The organism is Neobacillus sp. SRL179 (genome assembly GCF_984799095.1).
On record NZ_OZ481792.1, the window covers coordinates 1,652,461 to 1,666,451 of the forward strand.

At 38.3% G+C, this 13,991-nt stretch carries 12 protein-coding genes; all 12 read left to right on the forward strand.

The window, feature by feature from the left end:
• The first annotated feature begins 107 nt into the window (after positions 1 to 107).
• Complete coding sequence (gene tsf / locus AC4E8C_RS08220; RefSeq protein ID WP_490211624.1) at positions 108 to 992, forward strand: translation elongation factor Ts; 885 nt, start codon at positions 108 to 110, stop codon at positions 990 to 992.
• A 253-nt stretch (positions 993 to 1,245) separates the two neighbouring features.
• Positions 1,246 to 1,971 (forward strand): UMP kinase, encoded by a 726-nt coding sequence (gene pyrH / locus AC4E8C_RS08225; RefSeq protein WP_490211625.1) that lies wholly within the window; start codon positions 1,246 to 1,248, stop codon positions 1,969 to 1,971.
• On the forward strand, positions 1,971 to 2,528 hold the full coding sequence (gene frr / locus AC4E8C_RS08230) for a ribosome recycling factor (protein ID WP_490211626.1): 558 nt from the start codon (positions 1,971 to 1,973) through the stop codon (positions 2,526 to 2,528). Before pyrH ends, frr begins: the two co-directional genes overlap by 1 nt.
• 298 nt (positions 2,529 to 2,826) lie before the next feature.
• A complete protein-coding gene (gene uppS, locus AC4E8C_RS08235) occupies positions 2,827 to 3,603 on the forward strand; it encodes an undecaprenyl pyrophosphate synthase (protein ID WP_490211627.1) in 777 nt (258 codons plus the stop codon).
• Positions 3,604 to 3,658: 55 nt separating this feature from the next.
• On the forward strand, positions 3,659 to 4,450 hold the full coding sequence (locus AC4E8C_RS08240) for a phosphatidate cytidylyltransferase (protein WP_490211628.1): 792 nt from the start codon (positions 3,659 to 3,661) through the stop codon (positions 4,448 to 4,450).
• Positions 4,451 to 4,482: 32 nt separating this feature from the next.
• Entirely contained in the window at positions 4,483 to 5,625 is a 1,143-nt protein-coding gene (gene dxr, locus AC4E8C_RS08245; RefSeq protein WP_490211629.1) for a 1-deoxy-D-xylulose-5-phosphate reductoisomerase, read from the forward strand.
• Positions 5,626 to 5,722: 97 nt separating this feature from the next.
• Positions 5,723 to 6,982 carry an RIP metalloprotease RseP gene (rseP, locus tag AC4E8C_RS08250; RefSeq protein WP_490211630.1) on the forward strand — a complete coding sequence of 420 codons (1,260 nt, stop codon included), beginning with the start codon at positions 5,723 to 5,725 and terminating at the stop codon, positions 6,980 to 6,982.
• 178 nt (positions 6,983 to 7,160) lie between these two features.
• Positions 7,161 to 11,486 carry a PolC-type DNA polymerase III gene (locus AC4E8C_RS08255; protein WP_490211631.1) on the forward strand — a complete coding sequence of 1,442 codons (4,326 nt, stop codon included), beginning with the start codon at positions 7,161 to 7,163 and terminating at the stop codon, positions 11,484 to 11,486.
• A gap of 253 nt (positions 11,487 to 11,739) precedes the next feature.
• Positions 11,740 to 12,210 (forward strand): ribosome maturation factor RimP, encoded by a 471-nt coding sequence (gene rimP, locus AC4E8C_RS08260; protein WP_490211632.1) that lies wholly within the window; start codon positions 11,740 to 11,742, stop codon positions 12,208 to 12,210.
• 48 nt (positions 12,211 to 12,258) lie between these two features.
• A complete protein-coding gene (gene nusA, locus AC4E8C_RS08265; protein ID WP_490211633.1) occupies positions 12,259 to 13,383 on the forward strand; it encodes a transcription termination factor NusA in 1,125 nt (374 codons plus the stop codon).
• A gap of 14 nt (positions 13,384 to 13,397) precedes the next feature.
• Positions 13,398 to 13,670 (forward strand): RNase P modulator RnpM, encoded by a 273-nt coding sequence (rnpM, locus tag AC4E8C_RS08270; RefSeq protein ID WP_490211634.1) that lies wholly within the window; start codon positions 13,398 to 13,400, stop codon positions 13,668 to 13,670.
• An 8-nt stretch (positions 13,671 to 13,678) separates the two neighbouring features.
• Positions 13,679 to 13,981: a YlxQ family RNA-binding protein gene (locus AC4E8C_RS08275; protein ID WP_490211635.1), complete on the forward strand. Its 303-nt coding sequence runs from the start codon at positions 13,679 to 13,681 to the stop codon at positions 13,979 to 13,981.
• Positions 13,982 to 13,991: the final 10 nt, after the last annotated feature.

Genomic DNA, 13,991 nt, shown 5'->3' on the forward strand with positions numbered 1-13,991 from the left:
ATTACTCTATGCACAATTTAATTCCCTATCGGCAAAGAAATGTTTATCTTAAGTTTGAATGGCTAAGATATGTGTATAGTACATAGTATAAAAGGAGGAAAATGATTATGGCAGTTACTGCTCAAATGGTTAAAGAACTTCGTGAAAAAACAGGCGCAGGTATGATGGACTGTAAAAAAGCACTTACAGCAACAGATGGTGATATGGACAAAGCAATTGATTTCTTACGTGAAAAAGGGATTGCAAAAGCTGCTAACAAAGCTGACCGTGTGGCAGCTGAGGGCTTAACTTCTATTTTAACAGTAGGAAACGATGCTGTTATTCTTGAAGTAAACTCTGAAACTGATTTCGTAGCTAAAAATGAAGGATTCCAAACACTTGTTAAAGAACTTGCTGAACATTTGCTTAAAAACAAACCAGCATCAGTAGAAGAAGCGTTAACTCAAACAATGGAAAACGGTGCTAATGTTGCCGACTACATCAACGCTGCAATTGCAAAAATTGGAGAAAAGTTAACACTTCGCCGCTTTGCTGTTTTATCAAAAACTGATAACGATGCATTTGGTGCATACCTTCACATGGGCGGACGCATCAGCGTATTAACCGTTCTTGAAGGTACAACAGATGCTGATGCAGCAAAAGATGTTTCAATGCACATCGCTGCATTAAGACCTAAATATGTTTCTCGTGATCAAGTATCAGCTGAAGAAGTTGAGCATGAGCGTCAAGTATTAACACAACAAGCTCTAAACGAAGGCAAGCCAGAAAAAATCGTTGAAAAAATGGTTGAAGGCCGTCTCGGCAAGTACTTTGAAGATGTATGTGTTCTTGATCAAACATTTGTTAAAAACCCTGACCAAAAAGTTGGTCAATTCGTTGCTTCAAAAGGTGCCACTGTTCGTGAATTCGTTCGCTACGAAGTAGGCGAAGGAATTGAAAAACGTGAAGATAACTTTGCTGAAGAGGTAATGAATCAAGTAAATAAAAAATAGTCAATTATTCTCATGTCTTATTCTTGATAGGTAGTAAGGGAATGTTACTGTTATAGTTTTTGAATAGGGAACACGGAGTGTTCCCTATTTTTAAAGGAAATAAAATAATGTCTAGCGCAAGCAGCCAGACCCATAAGGTGCGCTTCAGTCATGCCGATGAAGTCAAAGAACGACTTCACCGTCACGCCCAGAGAGCGCTTGTCGGGGCTGAACAAGGCGCTTGCGCTTTTCAAATTTACATACGGAGGTTTATATGAGTATTCCTAAGTACAAACGAGTGGTTTTAAAATTGAGTGGAGAAGCACTTGCTGGTGAGTCTAGCTTTGGGATTAAACCTTCTGTAATTAAGTCAATTGCTGTACAGGTGAAAGAAATTGCAGAGCTTGGAGTAGAAGTAGCAGTGGTGGTTGGCGGAGGTAATATTTGGCGTGGTAAAATCGGCAGTGAAATGGGTATGGACCGGGCAACAGCTGATTATATGGGCATGCTTGCTACCGTTATGAACTCTTTAGCCCTTCAAGATAGTTTGGAGCATTTAGGGATTGAATCACGTGTGCAAACCTCTATAGAAATGCGTCAGGTTGCTGAACCATATATCAGAAGACGAGCCATTAGACATCTTGAAAAGAATCGGGTAGTTATTTTTGCTGCTGGAACAGGAAACCCTTATTTTTCAACAGATACAACGGCTGCCTTAAGAGCAGCAGAAATTGATGCAGAAGTTATTTTAATGGCAAAAAATAATGTTGATGGTGTTTATTCAGCTGACCCAAGAATTGATGCAAATGCTACTAAATATGATGATTTAACATTCCTAGATGTCATCAAGGAAGGATTAGCAGTCATGGACTCTACGGCTTCTTCCTTGTGTATGGATAATGATATTCCATTAATTGTCTTCTCTATAATGGAACAAGGTAATATCAAAAAGGCTGTAATGGGCGAAAAAATTGGAACAGTTGTTAGGGGGAAAAAATAATGCCAAAACAAGTCATTTCTTCTACAAAAGATCGTATGACGAAAGCAATTCAGTCTTACTCTCGTGAACTTGCCAGTATCCGTGCGGGAAGAGCAAGCGCATCATTGTTAGACAGAATAACAATTGATTATTATGGTGCACCTACTCCTGTAAATCAAATGGCAGGTATTAGTACACCAGAAGCTAGACTCCTAGTCATTCAACCATATGATAAATCCATTCTTGGTGATATTGAAAAAGCAATTTTAAAGTCTGATTTAGGTGTCAATCCTACTAATGACGGCTCCGTTATCCGTATTGCCATCCCGCAATTGACAGAAGAACGCCGGAAAGAACTTGTGAAAGTTGTGAAGAAGGAATCAGAAGAAGCGAAAGTAGCCATTCGAAACATTCGCCGTGATGGTAATGATGATTTGAAAAAGTTAGAGAAAAATGGTGAGATTACAGAAGATGCCCTTCGTGGTTATTCGGATGATATCCAAAAGCTTACAGACGAGTTTATTCAAAAAATCGACCAAATCACTAAAGACAAAGAAAAAGAAATCTTAGAAGTATAAGTTCATTCTATTTCCTGCGTAACCGCAGAGTATCTTTTTCTACTAACAGACCCTCTTTTTAGGGGGTTTTTTTCACTATTTTTAGATATTTCTCCTAAAGTCTGTCCCGGAAAATCTTTTGAACATAATTCTTAATTCCTTTTATTTTACATAAGTTATAATTAGAGATATCTTTAACGTTTTTTGGTATGATATAACCAGTTGACTTTGGAAAAGTCATTTACATACCGTGGATCGATGGTTTTGAAAGCATGATTTATTATCGGAGGAAATGATTAACTAATTGAGGAGCAATGTTATGTTTAATAAAATAAGGCTTTGGAAGAAGCCCAATAACTCTTCCACACTCCGAGATAAAATAGATGAAATAAAAGAATTGCCTGTTCCAGAGCATGTTGCAATTATTATGGATGGAAATGGGCGCTGGGCTAGAAAGCGGGCTTTACCCCGAATTGCTGGTCATCATGAAGGCATGAAGGTTGTTCGTAAAACAACTATGCTTGCGAATAAACTGGGGATTAAAGCGTTAACCTTATATGCATTTTCCACTGAAAACTGGAAACGTCCTAAAAATGAAGTTGAATACATTATGAGACTTCCAGAAGAATTCTTAGGTACTTTTCTCCCTGAATTAATTGAGCATAACGTTCAGGTGAAAATGATGGGCTATAAGGATCAACTTCCAAACCATACGCTGCAAGCAATTGAAAAGGCTATAGAGGAAACAAAAGATAATACTGGACTTGTCTTAAATTTTGCTTTGAATTATGGCAGCAGGGCGGAAATCCTTGATGCCGTCAAACATGTCATAAATGATAGTAAAAATGGTATACTGAAGGAGAAGGAGCTCGACGAAAAGATCTTTTCCTCCTACTTAATGACGTCTGAGTTCACTGATCCCGACCTATTAATCCGTACGAGTGGGGAAATTCGCTTGAGTAATTTTATGTTGTGGCAGTTGGCCTACAGTGAGTTTTGGTTTACGGAGGTTTTATGGCCGGATTTTAGTGAGGAACATTTAATCGAGGCCATACAAGCTTACCAAAACCGTCAGCGCCGGTTTGGCGGGATATAATAATCGTTTCAGGCTTTTCCCTCTATGAGAAACAATAAAGGTGTTGAATTTGTAGATGAAGCAAAGAATTATAACAGGAGTCGTAGCAGCAGCCTTATTCTTGCCCCTAGTATTTTTTGGTGGCCTGCCATTTATTTTATTAACATATGCCCTAGCAGCAATTGGATTATATGAATTGCTGAAGATGAAAAAGCTATCTATTTTTTCAATAAATGGACTGTTATCACTATTATTTCTATGGGTATTAATTTTTCCAAAACAATATAACGATGTTTTCTCAACTTTTTATTATTCAAAAACAGAGATTTCTATCGTGTTACTATTATTATTATTAACCTATACGGTTGTCACCAAAAATCGGTTTACCTTTGAGGATGTTGCTTTTTCGATTTTGTCAGCCTTATATGTAGGGACAGGTTTTTATTTTTTTATGGAAACACGTCAGGCAGGACTTGTCTATATTTTCTATTCATTATTTATTATTTGGGCAACAGATTCAGGGGCCTATTTTATTGGAAAAGCACTTGGTAAAAATAAGCTATGGCCAGAAATCAGTCCTAATAAAACAGTCGAAGGCTCCTTAGGTGGAGTGGTATGTGCTGTTATCGTAGCAGTTCTTTTTGTACTATTTTCTTCCATCTCGGCAAATCTTGTCACGCTAATGGGGATTACGGTTGTCCTTTCTGTTTTTGGACAAATTGGAGATCTTGTTCAATCTGCTTTTAAACGCCATTTTAATGTGAAAGATTCTGGAACCATATTACCGGGCCATGGCGGTATACTCGACCGTTTTGACAGTTTATTATTTGTCTGGCCCATCTTGAATTTATTTCATCTTTGGATGTAATGTGTGTGCTTTAAAAATAGGAGTTGAGTTTTTTGAAAATAATTAGTTTATTGGGTGCAACGGGATCAATTGGAATTCAGACAATCGATATTATTCGTGAGCATCCAACGGAATTTACCTTAGCCGCATTTTCAGTTGGAAAAAATATTGATTTAGCTCGAAAATTGATTGTCGAATTTAAACCTGCACTTGTTTCAGTACAAGATTATCATGATTGTCAAACCTTAAAAATAGAGTTTCCACAAACAAAGTTTACCTATGGCAGTGAAGGACTAATTGAGGTGGCGGTTTTTGATAAATCAACCATCCTTGTTAATGCAGTCCTCGGCAGTGTGGGTCTCCATCCAACATTACAAGCAATAGAATGTGGAAAGATTATCGCCATTGCCAATAAAGAAACATTGGTAACTGCTGGACATTTAGTGATCGAAGCAGCAAAAAGAAATAATGTACAATTGCTGCCTGTTGACAGTGAACATTCTGCTATATTCCAAGCCTTGCAAGGAGAAAAGGAAAAGAATATAGCGCGATTAATCTTAACTGCTTCTGGTGGGAGTTTTCGGGACCGGACTAGGTCTGAATTAGAAAATGTAACAGTGGAAGAGGCATTAAACCATCCCAATTGGTCGATGGGGGCCAAAATTACAGTTGATTCAGCTACCATGATGAATAAAGGGTTGGAAGTCATTGAAGCACACTGGTTGTTTAATATGCCATATAGTAAAATTGATGTCCTGCTGCACAAAGAAAGTATCATTCATTCTATGGTTGAATTTCATGACTCGAGTGTCATTGCTCAACTTGGGACACCAGATATGAGGGTACCTATCCAGTATGCACTAACCTATCCTGACCGCTTATCTCGCCAATCTGCCAAAAGATTGGATTTAGCGAAGATTGGGAAACTGAACTTCCAGGAAATGGATACTAATCGGTTTCGCTGCTTGCAGTTTGCCTATCAGGCAGGTGAAAAAGGCGGTACAATGCCTACTGTTTTAAATGCAGCCAACGAAGCAGCTGTTGGAGCCTTTTTACAAGGTAAAATTCGCTTCTTGCAAATTGAGGATTTAATTGAAAAAGCATTAAGTAATCATAATACTGTCGAAAATCCAAGCTTGGCGATCATTGAAGAGGTAGATAAGGAAACAAGGCAATTTGTTCATTCTCTTCTATAAAAACATTCTTACGATGTAGGAAAGAGACATGTCGCTGATAAACAAATTTTCGTAGCTTAAGAATCCTTCCCTATCCTGAAAAAAGGAGGTTGTAAAAATGACTACAGTTATTGCTTTTATTGTGATTTTTGGCGCACTTGTCTTCTTTCATGAATTTGGTCACTTCATCTTTGCCAAAAGAGCAGGCATACTTTGCCGCGAGTTTGCGATTGGCATGGGGCCTAAGGTATTTACTCATAAAAAAGGTGAGACAACCTATACCATCCGCTTATTACCAATCGGTGGATTTGTCCGCATGGCGGGAGAAGATCCGGAAATGGTGGAAATAAAACCAGGCTATAGAATTGGTCTTTTATTTAATAAGGAAAATCAGGTTAACAAAATTATTTTAAATAATAAAGAAAAATTCCCTAATTGTCGAATTGTTGAAGTTGAATATGCAGACATTGAAAAGGACTTAATCATTAAAGGGTATCCCGAAGATGAATCAGAAAATATGGTAAAATTTCAGGTTCATCCTCAAGCTGTTATTGTGGAGAATGGAATTGAATCACAAATTGCACCGATTGACAGGCAATTTGGTTCAAAAACCTTAGGACAGAGGTTTATGGCTATTTTTGCAGGACCAATGATGAACTTTGTCTTAGCATTTATTGTTTTTATCATTATTGCCTTACTCCAAGGTGTCCCTTCGAATGAACCCAAATTAGGGGTCATTACTCCAGACGGTGCAGCCAAATCTGCTGGATTGCAAGAAGGGGATATTGTACAGAGCATTAATGGGTCAGAAATTTCAAGTTGGACAGATGTTGTGGAAATTATCCGTGAAAACCCAAATAAAAAACTTGATTTCTCAATTATTCGTGATAATAAGGAACAAGACTTATCAGTAACACCTCAAGAAAAAACAGTTGAGGGAGAAAAAATGGGGCTCATCGGTGTATATAGTCCAGTCGAAAAGTCTCCAATTTTAGCAGTTAAGTCAGGTTTTACAGAAACCTATCTCTGGACAAAACAGATCTTTTTGATGCTTGGGAAATTAGTCACAGGTCAGTTCTCTATTGATGCATTATCAGGGCCAGTGGGAATTTATAAATCCACTGATGAAGTGGCTAAATCAGGTATTTATTATTTAATGAAATGGGCTGGAATCTTAAGTATCAACTTAGGGATCATGAATCTCTTGCCTATTCCTGCACTTGATGGCGGCAGGTTAATGTTTTTTGCCGTTGAAGCTGTGAGAGGAAAACCAATAGACAGGCAGAAGGAAGGCATGGTTCATTTTATCGGCTTTGCCCTCCTGATGCTATTAATGCTAGTGGTTACATGGAATGATATTCAAAGATTTTTCCTTTAACCCAAACTGACTAATGATTAGGACCGCTGCGGCGGTCCTAATCATTTTTTTAGGAAAAGAAGCCTAAATTGGATGAAGTTTTCTGTCGAATAAAGCCGAATCTTTGTAGTTCATATGTTATAATTATTTGTTGATATGAAATAAAAATAGAGATATTGATATAGATGGGAGAGAGACGATGAGCGACCAAGCCTTAGGCAATAAAGAGCGATTCCAACTCTTGCTCCAGCAGCTGAAATTGATAGAGGATGCTGTAGTAGTACATTTTAAAAATGCACAAATTGAAAGACTTTTAGTTGAAAAAAAAGCAAAAAAATGGCATTTTCAATTTTTATTTGAAAATATCCTTCCTTATAATGTATATCTTAAGTTTACAACCCAACTAGAGAGAACATTTTCAAATATAGCAACTATTGCTTACGATATCCAAGTAACAAATTCAAACATTTCCCCAACACTCATTCAAGAATATTGGAATGATTGCATCAGGAATATTGATGGGATATCGCCTCCGCTTATAAAACTTCTAAACGAACAAGTTCCTGATGTCAGCGGGAACAAACTAATCGTTACCGTTAGGAACGAAACCGAAGGATTAGCATTAAAACGAAAATATGGTCCTATCATTGGGAATATTTATCAATCCTATGGTTTCCCCGTCTTAACGATCGATACAGAAATTAATAGTGAAGAAAAAAATGATGACTACCAGAAATTCCTATTAGCTAAGCAAAAGGAAGATCAAGAACGTGCTCACCAAGCAGTCGTTGAGATGCAGAAGAAGGAAACGGAAAAAGATCAATCCTCTGGAGACGGTCCGGTTGGTCCGCTTTCAATTGGTTTAACCATTAAGGATGACCATGACCTTCGCAGTTTAATTGATATTGTGGATGAAGAAAGACGAGTAACCGTCCAAGGCTATATTTTTGATGCTGAAATCAGAGAATTACGGAGCGGCCGATCGCTGTTAACGTTTAAGATTACTGATTATACTAGCTCTATTATAGTAAAAATGTTTTCCCGTGATAAAGAGGATGCAGCCCTTTTTCAATACGTGAAAAAAGGAATGTGGGTAAGAGTTCGTGGCAGTATTCAAAATGATACCTTTGTTCGCGACCTTGTCATGATTGGAAATGATATAAATGAAATCAAGCCTGCGGGCCGTAAGGATACGGCACCAGAGGATGAAAAACGTGTTGAACTTCATTTGCATACCCCAATGAGCCAGATGGATGCTGTAACACCGGTGAGCACCCTTGTTGCCCAGGCAAAAAAATGGGGACATAAAGCTATCGCTGTTACAGATCATGCCGGGGCGCAATCATTTCCAGAAGCATACGGAGCCGGCAAGAAACATGATATAAAAATTCTTTATGGGGTTGAAATAAACCTAGTGGATGATGGTGTCCCGATTGCTTACAATGACTCACATCGCTTGTTAGCCGAAGATACATTTGTTATTTTTGACGTTGAAACAACCGGCCTTTCGGCAGTTTATGATACGATTATCGAACTTGCCGCTGTTAAGGTGAGGGACGGGGCAGTCATTGACAAATTTGAGGCCTTTGCAAATCCACATCATCGTCTTTCCGCAACAACGATCAATTTGACAGGAATAACCGATGATATGGTGCAAAATGCTCCAGAAATTGGTGAGGTATTAAAGGACTTTCACGACTGGGCAGGAGATGCCGTCTTAGTAGCTCATAATGCTAGTTTTGATATGGGTTTTCTTAACGTTGGATACAAAAAAATTGGACTAGAAAAGGCAAAAAACCCGGTTATTGATACATTGGAACTCGGACGATTCCTTTATCCAGAGATGAAAAACCATCGGTTAAATACATTAACTAAGAAATTCGATATTGAATTAACCCAACACCACCGTGCCATATATGATGCAGAAGCAACGGGTTATTTACTTTTAAAGATGCTAAAAGACGCCCTTGAAAAAGGGATTCAATACCATGATGAATTTAACGATAATATGGGGAAAGGGAATGCGTATCAGCGCGCTCGTCCCTACCATGCAACCCTTTTAGCCCAAACGGAAGCTGGATTAAAAAACTTGTTCAAACTCGTTTCCATTTCCCATATAGAATATTTTTATAGAGTACCGAGAATTCCACGCTCAGTTCTCCAAAAGTATAGAGAAGGGATTCTTGTTGGCTCTGCCTGTAATAAAGGTGAAGTATTTGAAGGGATGATGCAAAAGTCCCCTGAAGAAGTAGAGGCGCATGCACGCTTTTATGACTATCTTGAGGTTATGCCCAAAGAGGTAAATGCTCCGCTAATTGAAATGGAATTAGTACGAGATGAAAAGTCCATGGAAGATATTATTAGTAAGATCGTCACCCTTGGCGATAAATTAGATATTCCGGTTGTGGCTACAGGCAATGTCCATTATTTAAATGAAAATGATAAAATTTATCGTAAAATTTTAATCAACTCGCAAGGCGGGGCAAACCCATTAAACCGTCATGAACTGCCAGATGTCCACTTTAGAACAACTAACGAAATGCTTGATTGCTTTTCGTTCTTAGGAAAAGAAAAGGCAAAAGAAATTGTAGTAACCAATACCAATAAAATTGCTGACATGGTTGATAGTATTAAACCAATTAAAGATGAGTTATATACGCCGCGAATTGAGGGTGCAGAAGATGAAATGCGCCAGATGAGCTATGAAATGGCTCATAAAATTTATGGAGACCCATTGCCGGAAATCGTTGAAGCACGTTTGGAAAAAGAACTGAAAAGTATTATCGGGCATGGATTTGCCGTCATTTATTTAATCGCCCATAAACTTGTAAAAAAATCATTAGATGATGGCTATTTGGTTGGTTCGCGGGGATCTGTCGGTTCATCGTTGGTAGCAACCATGACAGAAATTACCGAAGTTAATCCATTACCGCCACATTATATATGTCCAACCTGTAAACATTCCGAGTTTTTCCATGATGGTTCGGTGGGTTCTGGATTTGATTTGCCTGATAAAGACTGTCCACAATGTGGATCTAAGTATCGTAAAGATGGACATGATATTCCATTTGAAACATTCCTTGGATTTAAAGGGGATAAGGTTCCTGATATTGACTTGAACTTCTCTGGTGAATATCAGCCCCGTGCCCATAACTATACGAAGGTTCTCTTTGGCGAGGACAAAGTTTACCGGGCCGGGACCATTGGAACCGTTGCAGATAAAACAGCTTTTGGGTATGTGAAAGCCTACCAGCAAGATAACAATCTACAAATTCGCGGTGCCGAAATTGAACGGCTGGCATCAGGCTGTACGGGTGTGAAAAGAACAACTGGACAGCATCCAGGTGGAATTATTGTTATTCCAGATTATATGGATGTTTACGACTTTACACCTATTCAATTCCCGGCAGATGATCGGAATTCTGAGTGGAAAACGACCCATTTTGATTTCCATTCCATCCATGATAATGTATTGAAACTTGATATTCTTGGTCACGATGATCCAACCGTTATTCGGATGCTTCAGGATTTAAGTGGAATTGATCCAAAAACCATTCCAACCGACGATCCGGAAGTAATGAAAATATTTAGCAGCACCGAATCATTAGGTGTAACAGAACAACAAATTATGTGTAAAACAGGTACTCTGGGAATTCCTGAATTCGGTACTCGCTTTGTTCGGCAAATGCTTGAAGATACAAAGCCGACTACCTTTTCTGAGCTAGTTCAGATTTCAGGTCTATCACACGGGACCGATGTTTGGCTGGGAAATGCCCAGGAACTCATTCATAATCAAATTTGTAACCTAAGTGAAGTAATCGGTTGTCGTGATGATATCATGGTCTATTTAATTTATCAGGGTCTTGATCCATCCTTTGCATTTAAAATAATGGAGTCAGTTCGTAAAGGGAAAGGCTTAACAGATGAAATGGAAGCAGAAATGCGGAGAAACGAAGTACCGGAATGGTATATTGATTCCTGCAAAAAAATAAAATATATGTTCCCTAAAGCCCATGCCGCTGCCTATGTGTTAATGGCAGTTAGAATTGCGTACTTTAAGGTCCATCTCCCTCTACTTTATTATGCAGCTTATTTTACAGTCCGTGCCGAGGATTTTGATATCGAAGCCATGTCAAGGGGATCAGAATCCATCAGGGCAAAAATCGAAGAAATTAATGCAAAAGGTCTAGAGGCATCTAACAAAGAGAAAAGTTTGTTAACGGTATTAGAGCTTGCGCTTGAAATGACCGAAAGAGGTTTTACCTTCCAAAACTATGATTTATACAAATCCGAGGCATCAGATTTTATCATTGAGGGTAATTCTTTAATTCCTCCGTTTAATTCAATACCTGGCTTAGGAACAAATGCCGCTTTTAATATCGTTAAAGCAAGAGAAGATGGAGAGTTTTTATCAAAAGAGGATTTACAGCAACGCGGAAAAGTGTCGAAAACAATCCTTGAGTATTTAGATAAACAAGGCTGTCTCGCTTCCCTTCCAGAACAAAATCAGCTTTCATTGTTCTAGAGTTCAAGCCCAGACCAGGCGCTTTCGCTTTTGTATTCATTTGCATATAAATAAGGGTTATGGTATAGTTTTATTGGAAATACTAAGAAATACTCTCGTGTTCAAGAGTGGGGAAACCCACTCTTTCGTTATGTAATCAAGCTGCGCATCGTAACTTGGTTCTAGTTTACTTTTGTTTATTAATGTTACTTGATAAAACTTTCCGTGAACTACATAGAATATGGGTGAAAAAGAAAAGAAAAGGAGGTAAAGCATGAGCAAAGTAACGGAAGTTGTGGAAGAGCTGGCTGCACCAATTTTTCAAGAGCTTGGCTTAGAATTAGTGGAAATTGAGTATGTGAAGGAAGGGAAAAACTGGTTCCTTCGCGTATATATTGATTCAGAAAAAGGTGTTGATATAGAGGAATGTGGTCTAGTAAGCGAGCGACTAAGTGAAAAACTCGATGAGATTGATCCCATTCCCCATAACTACTTTCTTGAAGTATCATCACCAGGTGCAGAACGTCCCTTAAAAAAAGAAAAAGACTTCGAAAAGGCTATCGGTAAAAATGTCTTTATTAAAACTTATGAACCAATTAATGGGGAAAAAAACTTCGAGGGCACCTTACTGGAATTTGATGGTCAGCAAGTAAAAATTGAGGTAAAAATTAAAACAAGAAAAAAAATCATTGAAATTCCATATGAAAAAATTGCCAATGCACGATTAGCTGTTGTTTTTTCATAAAAGATAAAAAAAACAATTATACTTTTAGGATTAGGGGGATACAAGCTAATGAGCAGCGAATTATTAGATGCTCTTACAATACTTGAAAGAGAGAAAGGTATTTCAAGAGATATACTTATTGATGCCATTGAGGCAGCATTAATTTCAGCTTATCGCCGAAACTTTAATCAGGCTCAAAATGTTCGCATTGATTTGAATTTACAAGTGGGTACCATGCGTGTCTTTGCACGCAAAGAAGTAGTGGATCAGGTTTTTGATCCGCGTTTAGAAATCTCATTAGAAGATGCACAACGGATTAATCCAAATTACCAAGTCGAAGATGTCGTTGAAATGGAAGTAACGCCTAAAGACTTCGGCAGAATTGCCGCTCAGACCGCAAAACAAGTGGTTACACAACGTGTAAGAGAAGCTGAACGAGGCATTATTTATTCGGAATTTATTGATCGTGAAGAAGATATTATGACCGGTATTGTTCAAAGGCTTGATTCGAAATTTATATATGTCAGCCTAGGGAAGATTGAAGCATTATTACCAGTAAATGAACAAATGCCTAATGAACGATATAAACCGCATGATCGGATTAAGGTATTTATCACAAAGGTGGAAAAGACCACAAAGGGTCCGCAAATTTTTGTATCTAGAACACATCCAGGATTACTAAAGCGGTTATTCGAAATTGAAGTCCCTGAAATTTATGATGGCACTGTTGAGATTAAATCGGTTGCTCGCGAAGCTGGTGATCGTTCTAAAATATCGGTTCATTCGGACAATCAAGAGGTAGATCCCGTCGGCTCATGTGTTGGTCCAAAAGGAACAAGGGTTCAAGCCGTTGTTAATGAATTAAAAGGTGAAAAAATTGATATTGTTAAATGGTCTGACGATCCAGTCGTGTTTGTAGCAAATTCACTTAGTCCATCAAAGGTACTAGAAGTAATGGTGAATGAAAATGAAAAAGCAACAACCGTTGTGGTTCCAGATTATCAACTCTCTTTGGCCATTGGTAAACGGGGTCAAAACGCACGACTTGCAGCAAAATTAACAGGTTGGAAAATTGATATCAAATCAGAAACAGAAGCACGTGAACTTGGGATTTATCCACGCGAAGAAACAATTCGCTTGTTTGATGATCAGGTAGATACTGATTTTGATTTTGATGATGAATTAGATGATTAGGTGAGGTGATACGTGTGAACACAAGAAAAAAAGTTCCTATGCGTAAATGTGTAGCAACCGGTGAAATGAAACCGAAAAAAGAACTCGTTCGCATCGTTCGCTCTAAAGAAGGGGAAGTTTCCATTGATTTGACAGGGAAAAAATCTGGTCGAGGGGCCTACCTTTCAAAGGATCGAGAAGCAATCCTTCTAGCCAAGAAAAAAAACACCCTATCAAATCATTTAGACGTTGTCATTGATGATTCCATATATGAAGAACTACTTGAGCTAATAGAGAAGGAGAACTGACAGTCCAAATGAAACAAAATCAATGGATGTCATTGCTTGGCTTAGCCAATCGAGCGCGTAAAATCATATCGGGTGAGGAACTTGCCGTGAAGGAAATCCGAAACGGAAAGGCAAAACTCGTTTTATTAGCTGCAGATGCATCTGCAAATACAACGAAAAAAATTACAGATAAATGTAATTCTTATCATGTTCCATTAAAATTGGTGGAAAATCGTCACCTTCTTGGTCAAGCGATTGGCAAAGAAGCCCGCGTTGTTGTAGCTGTTATGGAGGATGGATTTGCAAAAAAACTGATAACGTTGCTCGATTAAATCTTGCGGG

Bases quoted from the DNA above. Each gene is read 5' to 3' on its own strand.
- frr (WP_490211626.1), top strand. From the start codon at position 1,971: ATGCCAAAACAAGTCATTTCTTCTACAAAAGATCGTATGACGAAAGCA.
- rimP (WP_490211632.1), top strand. From the start codon at position 11,740: ATGAGCAAAGTAACGGAAGTTGTGGAAGAGCTGGCTGCACCAATTTTT.
- pyrH (WP_490211625.1), top strand. From the start codon at position 1,246: ATGAGTATTCCTAAGTACAAACGAGTGGTTTTAAAATTGAGTGGAGAA.
- AC4E8C_RS08240 (WP_490211628.1), top strand. From the start codon at position 3,659: ATGAAGCAAAGAATTATAACAGGAGTCGTAGCAGCAGCCTTATTCTTG.
- tsf (WP_490211624.1), top strand. From the start codon at position 108: ATGGCAGTTACTGCTCAAATGGTTAAAGAACTTCGTGAAAAAACAGGC.
- AC4E8C_RS08275 (WP_490211635.1), top strand. From the start codon at position 13,679: ATGAAACAAAATCAATGGATGTCATTGCTTGGCTTAGCCAATCGAGCG.
- AC4E8C_RS08255 (WP_490211631.1), top strand. From the start codon at position 7,161: ATGAGCGACCAAGCCTTAGGCAATAAAGAGCGATTCCAACTCTTGCTC.
- nusA (WP_490211633.1), top strand. From the start codon at position 12,259: ATGAGCAGCGAATTATTAGATGCTCTTACAATACTTGAAAGAGAGAAA.
- rseP (WP_490211630.1), top strand. From the start codon at position 5,723: ATGACTACAGTTATTGCTTTTATTGTGATTTTTGGCGCACTTGTCTTC.
- uppS (WP_490211627.1), top strand. From the start codon at position 2,827: ATGTTTAATAAAATAAGGCTTTGGAAGAAGCCCAATAACTCTTCCACA.